Genomic DNA, 15,926 nt, shown 5'->3' on the forward strand with positions numbered 1-15,926 from the left:
GCAGACAGCCACCTTTCTGCTGAAGTTTGCTATAATACGGGTTGGATATAAAAATGGTGCGCCCAAGATGACTCGAACATCCGACACGCAGTTTAGGAAACTGCTGCTCTATCCAGCTGAGCTATGGGCGCACAGGCATGCACAGATTTTCCGTGCAAAAATATCATACCATGAAAAAGTGGGATTGTAAATTATTATCCTGAAATGGATGTATATTATCAAAACATTTGTATATAACATATCCGCTCTGCATGACATCCGGTTGCTACGATACGGCTCCTGTTTTATAATGAATACACATTTGAGAGAAAAGAGGCTCTACTATGATTGAATTAGCAGCTATCGCAACAGAACAGCGGAATCCCCGCAGCAGGCATATAGATCAGGTCTCTACGGAAGAAATGGTCCGCATCATCAACAGGGAAGACCATCTGGCAGCATCGGCCGTAGAAGCCATCATACCGGATATTGCAAAAGCAATCGACCTCATCAGCGGGCACCTGCATGACGGTGGCCGGTTATTTTACGTCGGATCCGGCACATCGGGACGGCTCGGTGTCCTCGATGCGGCGGAATGTCCGCCCACCTATTCCACCGGCCCGGATCTCGTACAGGGACTGATTGCCGGAGGGGAATCGGCCATGTTCCGCGCCCGTGAAGGTGCGGAAGACGATGAAAGTCTGGGAAAAAAAGACCTGCTCGACAAGGGCCTCACGGAAAAAGATGTCGTCGTCGGTCTCAGTGCCTCCGGCCGCACGCCCTACGTCATAGGTGCTCTTACCTTCGCCCGTCAGCGCGGTGCTGCTACGATTGCCATCGACTGTTCTCCCCATTCTCCTGTCGGAGCCTGCAGCGATATCGATCTATGCGCGATGACCGGACCGGAAGTCATTACCGGATCTACCCGAATGAAAGCCGGCACTGCCCAGAAAATGATTTTAAATATGTTGTCTACGGGAACGATGATCCGCCTCGGTAAAGTCTACGGGAATCTGATGGTCGATGTCAAAGCGACCAATCATAAACTGGAAGAAAGGGCGCGGCGTATCGTCATGACCGCTTCCGGCTGCAGCCGCGATGAAGCTATCCGTGCCCTTGGGCAAAGCAAAGGACAGGCCAAGCCGGCTATCGTCATGCTGCTCCTGCACATTTCCTATGAAGAAGCACAAAAAAGATTGCAGGCTGCCGACGGTTTTATCTCCCGCACACTTACAACGGCATCCACGGAGAAAGGAATACGATAATGGATTACAAAGAACTGGCCCGGGAAATCTACGATCTTACCGGCCCTGCCTCCAATATCATCCAGGCCTATCACTGCATGACCCGTCTGCGCCTGGTCGTAAAAGAGGAACATTTCACAAAAGAAGATATAGGCCGCCTGCGGGGAGTCATGGGTATCAATAAATCCGGTGATGAATGGCAGATTATCCTGGGACCGGGCAAGGCCCAGGAAGTGACCCGCGAGTTTCTGGAATTGCTGAAAAAAGATACGCAGTCATCATCGGTTGGCGAGCTGGCCCGCAATGCGGCTGTCGGAGACGGCCAGGCCCTGCACGAAGCCATACGCAGAAAAAATGCCACCCCGGCCAGAGAGGCCCTGAAAAAAATTGCCCAGATTTTCGTTCCCATCATCCCTGCGTTCATTGCCTGCGGCCTGATTACGGGACTGCTGAATATTGCCCTGAAAATCAATCCCGGACTATCCGCCCTGCCCGTGGTACAGATACTCGCTATTGCCGGCAATGCCGCATTTTACGGTCTCAATATCTTTGTCGGCATCAATGCGGCAAAAGTCTTTGGCGGCTCGCCCATGCTGGGTGGTGTCATGGCCGCCGTCATTACCCATCCGGGACTGGCTCATATCGTCTTTTCCGGACAGCCTCTTGTCCCGGGACGGGGCGGTATTATCGCCGTCATCCTCGTCGTCCTCTTTGCGTCCCTGCTGGAAAAGAAACTGCACCGCATCATTCCCGATATGTTCGATCTCTTTCTGACACCGCTCCTGGTCGTTCTCATTGCAACTTTTGTCGCCCTGTTCATTTGCCAGCCCGTCGGCGGATGGCTTTCAGAAGCTATCGGATACGCGGCAACAGAATCCATCGGCCGCGGCGGCGCTGTGACGGGGTTCATTCTCGGTGGTACGTTTCTCCCTATGGTCATGCTCGGCATCCATCAGGGTCTGACTCCGATCCACGCTGAACTTCTGGCACGCTACGGCGTCACCATCCTGCTTCCCATTCTGGCCATGGCCGGTGGCGGACAGGTAGGAGCCGCAGCGGCAGTATATGTCAAAACAAAAAACAGGCAGCTGCGAAAAACCATTGCTTCCGCACTGCCTGTCGGTCTCATGGGTATCGGGGAGCCCCTGATCTACGGCGTTACCCTTCCACTGGGCAAACCGTTTATCGGTGCCTGCATCGGCGGAGCCTGCGGCGGGGCCGTCCAGGCTGCCTGTATGGTTGGCGCAGCCGCTATGGGCATATCCGGCCTGCCCCTGGCAGCCAGCACAGACAATATTCCCGTGTATCTGCTCGGACTCTTCGTCTCTTATCTTGCCGGTTTTATTGCTACCTGGATCATCGGATTCGATGACCCTGCTGAGGAGGTTTGCTGACCATGAAAACAGGTGTTTCTCTTTATCCCGGTTTAGGACGCAGCTGCATCGATGAACTGGCCCTTCTGGAAGAAGCGGCATCTATGGGTATTACACGGGTATTTACGTCTCTTCACATTCCCGAATCAGATGCAGAAATCCTCTCTATGGAACTCCAGGAAATTCTGTCCGTCGCCCGCCATCATCACTTCGATGTCATAGCGGATGTATCACCAAAGACGCAGGAATTACTGAATCTGCCGTCGCTGACGCCGGAACAGCTGCTTTTCCGGGGCATTACGACCGTCCGCTTTGATTATGGATTCGATGTCCGCAAAATAGCTCTGTTCAGCCATATGATGAAGGTGCAGCTCAATGCCTCCACCCTCCGTCCAGAAGGACTGGCAGCTCTTCAGGAAGCCGGGGCTGATTTCAGCCATATAGACAGTCTGCATAATTTTTATCCCCGTCCTCATACGGGTCTGGGAGAAGACTATGTACAAAAACAGACGCAGTGGCTGCAGGGCCAGGGTATTTCTGTCGGTCTGTTCATCCCCAGCCAGGCCGGCCGCCGGCTGCCCCTCCGCGAAGGACTGCCTACACTGGAAGAGGACCGTCACCGCCCGGTGGATCTGGCAGCCCGCCATGCCCAGGCTCTCGGAGCCGATACGGTATATATCGGCGATCCTGCCCCGTCGGGAGAAGAACTGGCAGCCCTTTCCCAGGCAGGACAGGAAGAAAAAGGACGGATTGTCCTCAAAGCCCGTCTTCTCAGTCATGACCCCTTCCTGCAGGATCTGCTCAGCCAGCCTATGACGGCCCGGCTGGACCCGGCTCAGGATGCCATCCGGGCAGTAGAAAGCCGCAACCGTCTGCAGGGTCACACAATCCAAAGTGATGAAACGGCAGACCAGCCCGTATCGTACGGCGATATTACGGTAGACAACGAAGGATACGGCCGTTATATGGGAGAAGTACAGATCAGCCTGAAATCGTATCCCGGCGGTCCCAACAGCAACCGTGCGGCCTATATCCTGCCGGAAGAACAATTCCTCATTCCCTATATCACGCCGGGACGGTCCTTCCGCCTCGAATTCGTCCGCTGACTCTATTCGTCAAAGCGCAGGCGCGTGCCAGTACCCAGTTCTTTTACCGGCAATTCTCGGGCAAGGAGTGTCTTATTTTCCAGACTGACGCAATGGCAGGGATATACCAGTTCCGGCTGGCAGCCTTCTATGAAATCCAGGGTTTTCCTCATGACATCGGGATTATCCCGCAAAAGATGGAATCCTCCGATGACGGCATACACCGTATCGGTATGGCATACTTTTTTCGCATAGGCAATGGTATTGCAGACGCCGGCATGGGCGCAGGGCGTTACGATGACCAGGCCCTTATCGGAACAATAGACCATGGCCGAGTCATCATACAGATAATCATCTTCCCATACGCCGTTCCGCATCGTATGACCCAGAGGCTTTTTCGCTTCAAAATCATTGGTCCGTTCAATTTCACTGAGAAATACGAGCCGGTCTGTCAGCCAGACCGGTTCTTTTGTCGTATGGACCGGCAGGACCGCATTAAGTGAAGCTTCATCCAGAATGGAACCGATGTTTTTACCGCCCGCTTCCTTGGGCAGGAAGGTATCCGGATGGGCATACACAGGAGCTGCTATACGGGGCCGTTTTTCATAGGTCGCTTCAATATGGGCCTGTACCAGCGGCAGCAGGCCCCATGTATGGTCATAGTGACCATGGGACAAGACGATGGCATCGGCCTGGAGACAATCGATGCCACGGCGCCAGGCATTTTTCATAAACATGTCTGAGCGGCCGGCATCGAGGAGGACCGTTTTACCCCGGTCTTCAAACCAGGCCGAAAAGCCAGATTCGGCGCCGTAGCAGCCTCCGCTGATGGTGTAGTTATCGATGAGAATGGTTAATTTCATAAGAATCACCTCTGATAAATGAAAATGATAGAAATAGTTTAGTCGGCGGTTATTCTGTCTTCTGCCGGTACGCTTCTACTACCTGGCCGATGTACATGCGGTGCCATCCTTCCTGGGTATACGAACGGAGAACACGGGAATCGGTCACCCCCTGTGGCGACAAATCCTGTACGTACAGTTTCTTGCAGACCAACGCCCATTCCGCCGTATCAATAAGCGGCGTATCCCCCATCCCGTACTGCAGGGAAAAATCACAGTCCTTGATTTTATCTGTATCGCGTCCGCTATGGATACCACAGTAAATGACTTTGTCGTGCTGCTTCATGGGAAGGACAGACAAGGAAAAATACTCATGTGTTTCCATATACTCATACGTATAGCGTTCAGGCCGGACATAGACGATGCACGTAGGGATATTCCAGGTCCGTCCCAGATTAGCCCATCCCACGGTCATGACGCGGGCATCGTCTGTATCCCCCGCCATGAGAAGTCCATTATTAGTGCCAAAAACAGAAAAAACATCCAGTTGCAGCTTATCTGCTGCTACGCGTTCAAGCATCATACCGCCTCCTGTTCTATATCTTTTATTATATGGGAAAGTACACAAAAAAAGAAGAAGAAACTGCATGGGGAATTACAGTTTCTTCTTCAACAGAAGAGGGGAATTTTACGTACCTAATGCGTGTACCAGATCGTATTCATTTTCATCGATAGTAAAGCAATACTTGTCTACCTCTGTATAAGGGGTAGCCACAATCTTATCGTGGATAGAGCCGATGACTGCATCTTTGCCGCCGGAAAGGAGATAATCGACGGCTTTCTGGGCAAACAACCCCGCCATCTTGGCATCCCGCGCCGATGGAGCACCGCCGCGCTGGAGGTAGCCCAGCACGGTCAGACTGGGATTCATTTCCGGATGATGCTGTTTCATATACGTCAGCACGTCACATCCGCTGACAGCCCCTTCGGCAACGATGACAATACTGCTCATTTTCCACTGCTTATGGGATTCTACGAGGTGATCGGCCACTTCTTTCAGGGTCACTTTCTTTTCTGGTACCAGAACGATTTCAGCCCCGCAGGCCATGCCGGATTCAAGGGCAATGAATCCGGCATGACGCCCCATGACTTCTACGATAGCCACGCGGTCATGGGAAGACGCCGTATCGCGGATACGGTTTACCGCTTCCAGTACGGTATTGACAGCTGTGTCATATCCCAGTGTGTATTCTGTACCGGGCATATCATTGTCAATTGTCCCGGGAATGGTAATCGTCGGCATGCCCAGGGCACTCAGTTTTTCGGCCCCTTTCATAGAACCGTCGCCGCCAATGACGACCAGTGCGTCAATATGGTTTTTCTGCAGCCATTCAAAGGCTTTTTTTCGTCCTTCTTCGGTCCGGAATTCTTCCGAACGGGCTGTCTTCAGCAAGGTCCCTCCGCGATGAATAATGCCACCGACAGAGCGGCGTGTCAGGGCCGTACTGTCACCATGGATCAGCCCGTCATAGCCCCGCAGGATACCTTCTACGGTCAGGCCCTTGTACATAGCGTAACGGGTAACGCCGCGGATGGCAGCGTTCATCCCCGGTGCATCCCCGCCGCTGGTCAATACTCCGATTTTCTTTATCATAGGCGTCACATCCTTACGCTGTATCACTGTCTAAAATTCCAGCAGAGTCTTTACGACCGGTTCCGGCCGCTTGTCTGTAAATTCCATGGCTTCACCGAACTGGCTGATAGGGAAACGTTTCGTAATAAATCCCGACGGTTTCATATGGCCTGCTGCTATTTCCGCCAATACCGCTTCATAATCGCTGCGGACATACATATTGGACCCGTCTGCATGCAGCTCTTTCACCTGAATGAGGTCAAACGAGGCCTTTACATCCTTATTCATGATGGCGATTTCCGAAATCGTACCGCCCGGACGGGTAATTTCGGCGGCCTGCCGTACGCAGGCATCATTGCCAAAGGCCAGGAAGGTGATATCGACACCCTTGCCATCGGTCCGCGTCATAATTTCTTTGACGACATCATCGCGCATACTGTTGAATGTAGCAACGGCTCCCATAGAGCGCGCTTTTTCCAGATTAAAATCGACGACATCGATTCCAAACAAAGCTGCCGGATGGAAACAGGCGGCGCTGAGAACAACGCCCAGCCCAATGGTACCGCAGCCGATGACAGCAACTGTTGTTGACGGCTGTACATGATGAACCCGTACGGCATGCATGCCGACAGCCAGCGGTTCGATGAGGGCGCCTTCGGCAAAGGATACTTCATCCGGCAGGGGTACAATGCATTGCTGGGGCAGAACAACATATTCGCCAAAGGACCCGCTCCATCCGGAAGCACCGAGTATCTTCTTTTCCGGGCACAGATTATACCGTCCGCTCTTACACAAATAGCAATGACCACAGCCATATTGCGGTTCGGCCGTCACTCTGTCGCCAGGCCGGCACGTCGTCACGGCACTGCCCGTTTCAACGACGACTCCCGAGAACTCATGTCCTGATACGACGGGCGGAACCCGCCAGGGATGCTTTCCATGATAAGCATGCACCTCAGAGCCGCAGATGCCTGTAGCACGGACCTGGATCTTGACATCCGTATCATGCTCCAGCTGGGGCTCTGGTGCGTCATCAATAAAATAGGCTTTCATTGGTTTTTCTATAAATCCTGCTCGCATATCCCGACCCACCTTTCGCAGAAAAGGGCGGCAGGAAGCCTTCCTGCTTTCTGCCGCTCGTCCTATACGACTTAGTCCATGTGCTGGCCGCCGTTGATATCGATTTCTTCACCGGTAATATACGAAGCTTCTTTAGATGCGAGGAATACGACCGTATCTGCCACTTCCTGCGGTTCGCCCGGACGGCCCATAGGAATGTTGTCGATAACTTTCTGGGCTTCATCTTTCGGCAGGGATTTCCAGATTTCCGTGTTGATCAGGCCCGGTGTTACACTATTGACGGTGACACCATAAGGAGAAATTTCGCGGGCCAGGTTCTTGGAGAAGCCGAGGACGGCAGCTTTGGCTGCGGAATAATGAGCGCCGCCGAAAATACCGCCGCCGCGCTTGGCTGATACGGAAGAAAGGTTTACGATACGGCCATAACCGGCTTTGACCATCGGTTTCATGCAGGCCTGGGTGCAAAGGAACAGGCCGAACATGTTGACGTTGAAAATACGTTTCATATCATCGAGAGTCATATCGGCTACGGTAACATGCTGGGAAATGCCGGCATTGTTGACGAGAACGTCGAGGCGTCCATAAGTCTTCATGATGTGATTGACCATGGCTTCGCACGATTCTTTGCTCGTAACGTCAAGTTTGATACCTTCGGCTTTGCCGCCTTCATTTTTGATGATATCGACCGTTTCCTGTACGCCGGCCATGTTGATATCCGCAATGATGAGCTGAGCGCCCTGTTTGGCGAATGTGCGGGCCATGACACGACCCATACCTTTGGGAGAACCACTGCCTGTAACGATGACTACCTGATCTGTGAAATCTAACATTTGAAAAACCTCCTTGAAATAACGCGTGTAATGTCACACGGTGTTAATACATAGAATATATGGTGTAATAGATTGTGAATACTTATTTATCAGCTGCTTCAGCCGCATTTAACTTACTATCGTCGATGGCTTTTCCTGTCTGTTTAACCAGGACCGTGACGACAAAGGCGCTGATGACCATGCAGATGGCCAGGAAAAGGACGCCGGCGTCAAAGGAACCGGTCACGGTACTGACGTAGCCCATGACGTAAGGGCCAAAGAACCCACCCAGATTACCGACGCTGTTGATGAGGGCAATACCTGCTGCGGCAGCAGATCCGGAAAGATACGCCGGCGGAATGGCCCAGAACGGAGAGTAGGCACCATAGGCACCGCTCAGTGCGACGGCAAAGACGATGAGACTGGCTATGACGTTGGACTGGGCAATGTAAACACTGGCGACAAGTCCGACGGCAGCTACTACCAGGCAGCCTGCCACGTGGTACCGCCGTTCATTGACCTTATCGGAATGACGACCGACAGCATACATGACGAATGCAGCCAGGAGATACATGAGACCGATGATCCAGCCAATGGTCGTCGTAGCAATCGTACTGGAAAGGCCATGGACCAGTGTCGGCAGGAACATGACGATGCCATAATACCCGCAGATCCAGGCAAAGTATCCCAGAGCGAGGATGAGGACATCCCGTTCTTTCAGAGCCGTAAGGAAAGATACTTTCTTTTTCTTGGCTTTTGCAGCCTGTTCTTCGGCTACAATATTCTTCAGCCATTCCCGTTCATCCGCTTCCAGCCAGTTGGCTTCTTCAATCGAATCGGTCAGGTAATAGAAGCAGGCGACACCGAGGATGAGCGACGGAATAGCTTCGAGGATAAACAGTGTCTGCCAGCCTTCGAGCCCAAAGAGGTTCAGTTCCAGCAGATATGTTGAAATAGGGGACCCGACGGCACTGGCACTGGGGATGGCGATCATAAAGCCGGCGATAGCCTTGGCATGGTTCTTCGTCTGGAACCAGTTGCTCAGATACCAGGCCATGCAGGGGAAGAAACTGGCTTCGCAAACGCCGAGGGCAAATCGTACGCAGTAAAACTGGATATCGTTCTGTACGAATGCGGTCAGGCAGGATACGAGGCCCCAGGAAACCATGATGCGGGAAATCCAGCGGCGGGCACCGAATTTGGTCATAAGAGCACTTCCCGGTACTTCCAGAAGGAAATACCCAAAGAAGAAGATGCCGGCACCAAAGCCAAAGACGGCACTGGAAAAGCCGAGATCAGCATTCATCTGAAGGGCGGCAAAGCCGATATTGACGCGGTCCAGAATGGAAATAGCAAAGCAGAAGAACAAGAATGGAATCAGCCTTCGTGTTACTTTATGCACAGTACGTTTTTCTATATCCGCAACATTGGCTGTTGCTGTTGTCATAAAACTGCACTCCCTTTCTCCCAATATATATCCAATAACCACTCAACGTTCAATGTAGGTTGTTTATTGGCAAAAGGATTTGGCCGTTTCTACGATATGATCGACAGAGACGCCGTTCTTTGCCAGGAGATGTTCATATGGAGCCGATTCACCGAACCGGTCCTGGATGCCCATCCGTTTTACTTTGCCTTTGCCCAGTTCTGCCGCTACTTCGCAGACGGCACTGCCCAGGCCGTTGATGATATTGTGATCTTCGACGGTAATGACTTTGCCGATAGTTTCCAGGCAATCTTTGACGACGTCTGTATCGAGAGGCTTGATGGTGTGCATGTCGATGACGCGTGCCGAAATGCCTTCAGCCTGCAGTTTCTTTCCGGCTTCAATAGCCAGGCGGACCGTATCGCCGTTGGCGATGATGGCAATGTCTTTGCCGTCCTGTATCTGATGAGCTTTCCCAAGCTGGAGTTCTACATCATCATCATAGAGGACTGCAATGGGATCGCGGGTAAAGCGCAGGTATACCGGGCCGTACATTTCGGCGGCAGCCTTTGTCAGTTTCTTGGCGGCTACATAGTCGGCAGGCATGCAGACCGTCATATTGGGCAGCGTCCTGAGGACGCCCATATCTTCGATGGACTGATGGCTGGCCCCGTCATTAGCCGGTGTAACACCGCCATGGGAGCAGGCAATCTTCACATTCAGATTGGGATAGCAGATTTCCTGGCGGATCATTTCACACATACGCAGGGAACCAAACACAGCATAGGTGACGACGAAAGGAATCTTGCCGCATGTAGCCAGACCAGCTGCCAGGCCGGCACCATTCTGTTCGGCAATACCGACATTGACATGCTGCTGGGGCAGGGCCTTGGAAAAAGGCGTCGTCCGGCACGATTTTGCAATATCGACATCGACTACATATATATCTTTGTTATTTTTACCAAGGCTCAGTATTTCTTCACCGAAGCCATCGCGGGTTGCTTTTGTCATATCTGCCATTTTATTTCAGGCCTCCTTCGAGTTCTTCCATCGCTTGTTTGTATTCTGCATCGTTCGGAGCGACACCATGCCAGCCGCACTGGTTTTCCATGTACGATACGCCTTTGCCCTTGACCGTATGAGCGAAGATGCAATGTGGTTTCTTATTTTTGCGCATGCGGATCATATCGAGCGTATGGACGATCTGGTGCATATCGTTGCCATCGATTTCATAGACGTCAAAACCAAAGGCTTCAAATTTTTTGCCCAGGTCGCCATTCGGCATGACTTCGTCTGTCGTGCCATCAAGCTGCAGGTTATTGTTATCGACAAAAACAATCAGGTTGTCCAGTTCATATTTGTGTGCCGTATTGGCAGCTTCCCAGATTTCCCCTTCCTGGGCTTCGCCATCTCCGACGACAACGAATACACGATAGTCTTTTTTATCCCGCTTACCTGCAAGCGCCATGCCGACACCACAGGCCAGGCCCTGGCCGAGAGATCCCGTCGAAATATCGATACCCGGGCATTTCTTCATATCCGGATGGCCCTGCAGGATAGATCCTTCTTTCCGCAGCGTGTGAAGCACATCGAGGGGGAAGTATCCCAGTGTAGCCAGTGCGGCATACTGGATAGGGCATACATGGCCTTTAGACAGGATGAACCGGTCCCGGTCTTCCCATTTCGGATTTTTCGGATCGATATTCATTTCACCAAAATAGCAGGCAGCTACAAAATCAGCGACGGAAAGCGAACCACCGGGATGACCCGACTGAGCTTCATAAATCATGGTCACGGCTTTTTTCCGCAGGTCTTTCGCAACCTCTTTCAATTCCTCTTCTGTTCGTTTCATGCAATGTCACCTCGTAAGATAAATGATAGATAAAAATATGATGTCATTTTTCATCCTCCGTTGAACGTAGGATGTTTAACTTTTGACTGTATTATACTTCCAACGTAGGATGTTGTCAATGACTTAAGACGATTTTTCCATTTCTTTTTTGTTATCGATAAGACTAACCTGATGAGTGATAAACATAAAAATGGTCCTGTCACAGTTATATCACCATGACAGGACCACGTCTTCAATAGAATGAATTCGATATAATATTATCTTTCTTTTTCATCCAGTACGTCATACTCATAGAAATAGCCCTGACGCACTATTTCATCTACGGCGGCCTGTTTCTTATCCTTTATAAATTGATACATAGAAAGATGGACATCGTACATTTCCTGTAATTTCCCCATTTCAGCCATGTTATATACAGTCTGATAACGGATTTTTTTTGTCAGAAGTCTCGTAACATAGGCAATTTTATCAAAAAGGACATTATGGGTCATATCAGCCATACATTGATGGAACCTGTCATCGGCATCACACATATCTCTGGAATTTTTGTTGTCAACGGCTTTTTGAATATCATCTAATGCCTGTTTCAACCGCCGCAGGTCGTCTTCATCGGCTTTCCGAGCCGCCTTATAAATGATGCCGATATCAATCCATTCCCGCAGTTCCTTAAGCGATTCCATCGATTCCGTATCACTCAGGATAATACCATAGAGAAGCGGGTCAATCATGGCTTCACTGAATCCCTGACAGACAAAGGTCCCTTCGGGCCGGCGGATTTCCAGGACGCCATAGGAAACGAGGATTTTGATAGCTTCCCGTACGGAGTTGCGGGACACGCCAAAAGATTCCGCCAGTTCCTGTTCCGTCGGGATTTTATCGCCGGGATGAATACGGCGATCTATAATGGCTTCGGTTACACGATCGATGACCTGCTGAACGACGGATTTGCTCTTTATCGGTTTTAAATACGTTTTTTCTCCTGCCATAGCGATTCACATCCTAATACAGATTACTTGCCCTGCCCTATTGTATACACCATACTATTCAGTAAGAATAACTCTTTTCTATTATAATACAAAATCAGATGCAGATGCAATATTAATTGTTGAACATTGGATGTTAACACTATTGTTTTTTTACATCGTGTCTTATAAAAAAATATATGCTATAATGAGGCTGCATAGAACGTGGAGTGCGAAAGGAGTGGGAATATCATGTTTATACACAGAACGAAACGGACCCTGCTGGCTGCCGCCGCAGTCCTGGGCCTCAGTTTTTGCACCATGGCGGAAACGGCCCCAGTCCAGGCCATCGATATCGGCACTATCGGTACGATTGCCCAGGCCGGCGCCTATTACGCCCAGTTGAATCAGCAGCTCAACTACCTGGATAATGAAGGCCGCGACGATTATATGAAGCAGATAAAAGCCAAATATGGCGTCAACAATGACTACCAGGCCAATGCTATGACGGAACGGGTCATGACCCGCCTCTCCAATGCCATTGCAAAAACCGATCCATCAATCCTGAAAAAGCCGTACAACTACTTCGTCAATAACGACACCAGTTTCAATGCCTTCTGCACCATCGGACACAACATGAGCGTCAATATCGGCCTCTTTGAACCATTGAATTACAACGAAAATGAAGTCGCCTTCGTCCTCGCCCATGAAATGGGACATGGACAGAAAAATCACGCTATCAGCGGCGTAAAGAAGCGCATGCCACTTGACCTCCTGGCAACGATTTACGGTTCCGGTGGCGGTGCCGCCCAGCTAGGTGCTGCGATTCTGGACCAGATAGGGTCTGCCAAACTAGTGACCAAGCCGATGGAAAAAGAAGCCGATGCCCTAGGCTTTCAGTATGCCGTAGCTGCCGGTTATAATGTCGGTGGCGGTGCCGCCCTGTGGCAGCGTTTCCTCGACAAAGAAAAAGACGTACAGACCAGTGGTATTATGGAGCTGTTCAACGATCATCCTACGACGGTAAGCCGCCGCGATACGTATAGCGCAGACATTACAAAATGGAGCAATAATGTCGTCGCAGTCAATAAGGACACGGGCATGATCACCATCCGCAAAAAGGACTTCTATCAGCCCCAGGATATTCCCAGTATGAGCGGAAAAGAACGGGCATACCTGATTGCCGGCAATCTTTCGGCAGTCTATCACAATAATGCCAAACCATCCTCTGGTGATGTCCATGTAGATGGCAATAATATCCTGTGCGTCGGCCAGCAGCAGATCATGGATTTGTCACCTGTCCAGAATCCGTCTGAAGTGACCAATACACTGAAAAAATTATTATAAATAACTCTGAAGACGTGACAAGCGGGAGCATCCTGTGGGGCAAGTTCCACTCTACGGGATAACTCCCTTTTATTTTTCATTGTTTTTACAAAAAGAGAGTCCTCCGCTTTATCTTTAGTACACTACATGATAAAATAAATCTATACAGGAGGAGCATATAGTTATGAACCAGGAAATGAAACTTGCGGTGTTGATCGATGCCGAAAATATCTCGACGAAGTATATTGATGTCATTTTATCCGAAGCCAATAATCTGGGCGATGTCATTTATAAACGGATTTATGGCAACTGGACCACACCACAGATGGCGTCATGGCGGACGACAATTCTCAATAATGCCATACAGCCTATTCAGCAATATAGTAATACGACAGGAAAAAATTCGACCGATTCGGCGTTAATCATCGACACGATGGATTTGTTATACCAAAGCAATCTCGATGGTTTCTGCATTGTCTCTTCAGACAGCGATTTTACCCGCCTGGCATCGCGGCTCAGGGAATCGCAGAAATACGTCCTCGGCATGGGCGAAAGCAAGACCCCCCGGTCTTTCATCTCGGCATGCAATAAGTTCCTGTATCTCGATGTCCTGCTGGAAGAAGCAGAAAACGAAGCCGATACAGAATCAACCGATCCGGCCAAAGCGGCAGTCACCGATGATACGCCTGTCGTCACCTGCCCCGTCACGGAAGAACCGGTCAAATCAGAAAAGACTTCGGGTAAAAATTTCCGCACAATCCGGCAGGCCCTGGTAAAAATCACGGAAGAAAATTCAGATGACAACGGCTGGATTTTTTCCGGCACGCTGGGCAATCTGCTCAATAAACAGTTTTCCGACTTCGATGTCCGTAATTTCGGATTCAAAAAATTCGTTCCCTTTATTGAATCCCTGGACATGTTCGAAGTCAATACGATTACAGATGATAAAAACAAAACAGTCAAGCATAATTATTTCAAATTAAAACCGGTTCACCGTTATCATTATGCTCATTCATCCCGCTCCAGAAAGAGGCAGAATAAGGCCTGAGCTGCCCCACATCATATACAACGATAGAATAGAAAGGATGGTATTATGGAGGAGGACGCCAAAACACAACAACTTTTACAATCCATCATGCGCCGTAAAAATAACTCGGCCATTGCCATCGCTTTCGACAAAGCCAGCAGTGACGATGCCAGCATATGCCGTATCGCTATCGCCTGGATCAGTGAATCCAAAGCTCACAGCATGTCCTGTCTGGTAAAACCGCCTACAGACGATTTCTCATGTTCCCGTAAAGTAACGGCCTCTATGGTAGCGCACAGTGCAGATTTTGCAACGGTATGGGACCGGCGGATCCTTCCCCTTCTGAAGGGCGATGTACTGGCCCTCTATGACGCTTCCCGGACACTGCATGCCCTGAAAGCCAGTTATGAAACGTCCGGCAGAGCGTTCATGCTGCCCGAGCTATACATCCGTGATCTCCGGTTCCTCGCCATCACCTACATGCCGGGACTGGGAAACGATTCATTTATTTCTATTATCCACCGCCTGCGCCTCAGCGCCGATCTGGACGATGCCGCCAGCCGGGCCAGAGCCTGCACGAGCGCCCTCGACAGACTGCAGATGATTTATCCGGCCAGCGGGTACGGCGTTCCCCTTTCGATGGTTCTGGCCGGGGCACTGAACCTTCCTGCCGATACGCTGCAGGAAGATACGGAACTGGAAAATGAAGAAGAGGAAGAAGAGCCGGCACCACTCCTGGAACGTCTGACAAATGCAACCCGTTTCAGCCTTATTCCACTGCTGGTCATCTGTCTCTGTCTGTTTGGGTACTATATGTACCGCCAGCGCCAGAACGAACCGGCGCACGTCGATTTCTCTTCGTATTCATCTACGGAAGTTCCCAAATCACAGAAAAAAGAACTCCCCCGGTTTGAAGCCGGAAAGACCTATACGATGATGCGCGGCACGTACGTCGTCATGAACGAAAAGGATATCGACCTTTTTGTTACGGCCGCCAAAGAGCATGATACGGATAAAATCCGCACGATGCTGCGGAACGGGCAGGTACTGGTATTTCAATCTGCTGTTCCCATTGAAGTAACCGGTGACCCCCATGGAAACGGATTCGTTCCCATTACCATCAAAGAGGGAGACCATGCCGGCCAGAGTGGATACGCCGCTTACAGTATGATTATAAAAAGCAAATAATGTACGGCAAATAAATAAGAGGCTGCAACAAATGAGCTTTGATATGCTCCCCTTATGAGAGACAGTAAAAAATAAAACTGTCATCATAGGGGGAGTTTTC

Annotated in this window: 15 protein-coding genes and 1 tRNA gene; 6 read left to right on the forward strand and 10 right to left on the reverse strand. The window is 50.5% G+C overall.

Annotated elements, in window-relative coordinates:
• Positions 1-54: 54 nt before the first annotated feature.
• Positions 55-131, reverse strand: a tRNA-Arg gene (locus tag DW949_RS02085).
• Between the two features lie 192 nt (positions 132-323).
• Here DW949_RS02085 and murQ point away from each other — a divergent pair.
• Genes murQ through DW949_RS02100 form a run of 3 tightly spaced genes read left to right on the forward strand, consistent with a single transcriptional unit; the run spans position 324 to position 3,702 of the window.
• Positions 324-1,244, forward strand: coding sequence for an N-acetylmuramic acid 6-phosphate etherase (gene murQ / locus DW949_RS02090; RefSeq protein ID WP_118021606.1), 921 nt, complete (start codon positions 324-326; stop codon positions 1,242-1,244).
• Positions 1,244-2,617, forward strand: coding sequence for a PTS transporter subunit EIIC (locus tag DW949_RS02095; RefSeq protein WP_118021607.1), 1,374 nt, complete (start codon positions 1,244-1,246; stop codon positions 2,615-2,617). The genes murQ and DW949_RS02095 overlap by 1 nt, the downstream gene beginning before the upstream one ends.
• A 2-nt stretch (positions 2,618-2,619) precedes the next feature.
• Positions 2,620-3,702 (forward strand): MupG family TIM beta-alpha barrel fold protein, encoded by a 1,083-nt coding sequence (locus DW949_RS02100; protein ID WP_118021608.1) that lies wholly within the window; start codon positions 2,620-2,622, stop codon positions 3,700-3,702.
• Positions 3,703-3,704: 2 nt separating this feature from the next.
• Here DW949_RS02100 and DW949_RS02105 read toward each other — a convergent pair whose 3' ends face one another.
• The 9 genes from DW949_RS02105 to DW949_RS02145 all read right to left on the reverse strand — a co-directional run bounded on the left by DW949_RS02105 (position 3,705) and on the right by DW949_RS02145 (position 12,309).
• Positions 3,705-4,544: an MBL fold metallo-hydrolase gene (locus DW949_RS02105; RefSeq protein ID WP_118021609.1), complete on the reverse strand. Its 840-nt coding sequence runs from the start codon at positions 4,542-4,544 to the stop codon at positions 3,705-3,707.
• Between the two features lie 49 nt (positions 4,545-4,593).
• Positions 4,594-5,106 (reverse strand): flavin reductase family protein, encoded by a 513-nt coding sequence (locus tag DW949_RS02110; RefSeq protein WP_118021610.1) that lies wholly within the window; start codon positions 5,104-5,106, stop codon positions 4,594-4,596.
• A 105-nt stretch (positions 5,107-5,211) separates the two neighbouring features.
• Complete coding sequence (locus DW949_RS02115; RefSeq protein ID WP_118021611.1) at positions 5,212-6,177, reverse strand: ATP-dependent 6-phosphofructokinase; 966 nt, start codon at positions 6,175-6,177, stop codon at positions 5,212-5,214.
• Positions 6,178-6,207: 30 nt separating this feature from the next.
• Entirely contained in the window at positions 6,208-7,236 is a 1,029-nt protein-coding gene (locus DW949_RS02120; RefSeq protein ID WP_118021612.1) for a zinc-binding dehydrogenase, read from the reverse strand.
• A 71-nt stretch (positions 7,237-7,307) separates the two neighbouring features.
• Entirely contained in the window at positions 7,308-8,066 is a 759-nt protein-coding gene (locus tag DW949_RS02125) for an SDR family NAD(P)-dependent oxidoreductase (RefSeq protein WP_118021613.1), read from the reverse strand.
• Positions 8,067-8,148: 82 nt separating this feature from the next.
• Complete coding sequence (locus DW949_RS02130; protein ID WP_118021614.1) at positions 8,149-9,492, reverse strand: MFS transporter; 1,344 nt, start codon at positions 9,490-9,492, stop codon at positions 8,149-8,151.
• A gap of 63 nt (positions 9,493-9,555) precedes the next feature.
• Entirely contained in the window at positions 9,556-10,491 is a 936-nt protein-coding gene (locus tag DW949_RS02135; protein WP_118021615.1) for a transketolase family protein, read from the reverse strand.
• Position 10,492: 1 nt separating this feature from the next.
• Entirely contained in the window at positions 10,493-11,323 is an 831-nt protein-coding gene (locus DW949_RS02140) for a transketolase (protein WP_118021616.1), read from the reverse strand.
• Positions 11,324-11,580: 257 nt separating this feature from the next.
• The gene (locus tag DW949_RS02145; protein WP_118021617.1) at positions 11,581-12,309 is read right to left on the reverse strand and encodes a FadR/GntR family transcriptional regulator; all 729 of its coding nucleotides are present in this window, start codon (positions 12,307-12,309) and stop codon (positions 11,581-11,583) included.
• Positions 12,310-12,537: 228 nt separating this feature from the next.
• Between DW949_RS02145 and DW949_RS02150 the strand changes: the two genes are divergently transcribed.
• From DW949_RS02150 to DW949_RS02160, 3 genes are all read left to right on the forward strand, one after another.
• Entirely contained in the window at positions 12,538-13,632 is a 1,095-nt protein-coding gene (locus DW949_RS02150) for a M48 family metallopeptidase (RefSeq protein WP_118021618.1), read from the forward strand.
• A gap of 163 nt (positions 13,633-13,795) precedes the next feature.
• Positions 13,796-14,659 (forward strand): NYN domain-containing protein, encoded by an 864-nt coding sequence (locus tag DW949_RS02155; RefSeq protein ID WP_118021619.1) that lies wholly within the window; start codon positions 13,796-13,798, stop codon positions 14,657-14,659.
• A gap of 45 nt (positions 14,660-14,704) precedes the next feature.
• Entirely contained in the window at positions 14,705-15,826 is a 1,122-nt protein-coding gene (locus tag DW949_RS02160; RefSeq protein WP_147349039.1) for a hypothetical protein, read from the forward strand.
• Positions 15,827-15,926 lie beyond the last annotated feature (100 nt).

Source organism: Megasphaera sp. AM44-1BH (assembly GCF_003467125.1).
In the GTDB taxonomy this organism is placed as follows: Bacteria; Bacillota; Negativicutes; order Veillonellales; family Megasphaeraceae; genus Megasphaera.

What these genes read in the sequence shown, in the direction of transcription:
- DW949_RS02145 (WP_118021617.1), bottom strand. Translation starts at nt 12,309, where the DNA reads ATGGCAGGAGAAAAAACGTATTTAAAACCGATAAAGAGCAAATCCGTC.
- DW949_RS02160 (WP_147349039.1), top strand. Translation starts at nt 14,705, where the DNA reads ATGGAGGAGGACGCCAAAACACAACAACTTTTACAATCCATCATGCGC.
- murQ (WP_118021606.1), top strand. Translation starts at nt 324, where the DNA reads ATGATTGAATTAGCAGCTATCGCAACAGAACAGCGGAATCCCCGCAGC.
- DW949_RS02150 (WP_118021618.1), top strand. Translation starts at nt 12,538, where the DNA reads ATGTTTATACACAGAACGAAACGGACCCTGCTGGCTGCCGCCGCAGTC.
- DW949_RS02095 (WP_118021607.1), top strand. Translation starts at nt 1,244, where the DNA reads ATGGATTACAAAGAACTGGCCCGGGAAATCTACGATCTTACCGGCCCT.
- DW949_RS02155 (WP_118021619.1), top strand. Translation starts at nt 13,796, where the DNA reads ATGAACCAGGAAATGAAACTTGCGGTGTTGATCGATGCCGAAAATATC.
- DW949_RS02115 (WP_118021611.1), bottom strand. Translation starts at nt 6,177, where the DNA reads ATGATAAAGAAAATCGGAGTATTGACCAGCGGCGGGGATGCACCGGGG.
- DW949_RS02130 (WP_118021614.1), bottom strand. Translation starts at nt 9,492, where the DNA reads ATGACAACAGCAACAGCCAATGTTGCGGATATAGAAAAACGTACTGTG.
- DW949_RS02100 (WP_118021608.1), top strand. Translation starts at nt 2,620, where the DNA reads ATGAAAACAGGTGTTTCTCTTTATCCCGGTTTAGGACGCAGCTGCATC.
- DW949_RS02125 (WP_118021613.1), bottom strand. Translation starts at nt 8,066, where the DNA reads ATGTTAGATTTCACAGATCAGGTAGTCATCGTTACAGGCAGTGGTTCT.
- DW949_RS02140 (WP_118021616.1), bottom strand. Translation starts at nt 11,323, where the DNA reads ATGAAACGAACAGAAGAGGAATTGAAAGAGGTTGCGAAAGACCTGCGG.
- DW949_RS02135 (WP_118021615.1), bottom strand. Translation starts at nt 10,491, where the DNA reads ATGGCAGATATGACAAAAGCAACCCGCGATGGCTTCGGTGAAGAAATA.
- DW949_RS02120 (WP_118021612.1), bottom strand. Translation starts at nt 7,236, where the DNA reads ATGCGAGCAGGATTTATAGAAAAACCAATGAAAGCCTATTTTATTGAT.
- DW949_RS02105 (WP_118021609.1), bottom strand. Translation starts at nt 4,544, where the DNA reads ATGAAATTAACCATTCTCATCGATAACTACACCATCAGCGGAGGCTGC.
- DW949_RS02110 (WP_118021610.1), bottom strand. Translation starts at nt 5,106, where the DNA reads ATGATGCTTGAACGCGTAGCAGCAGATAAGCTGCAACTGGATGTTTTT.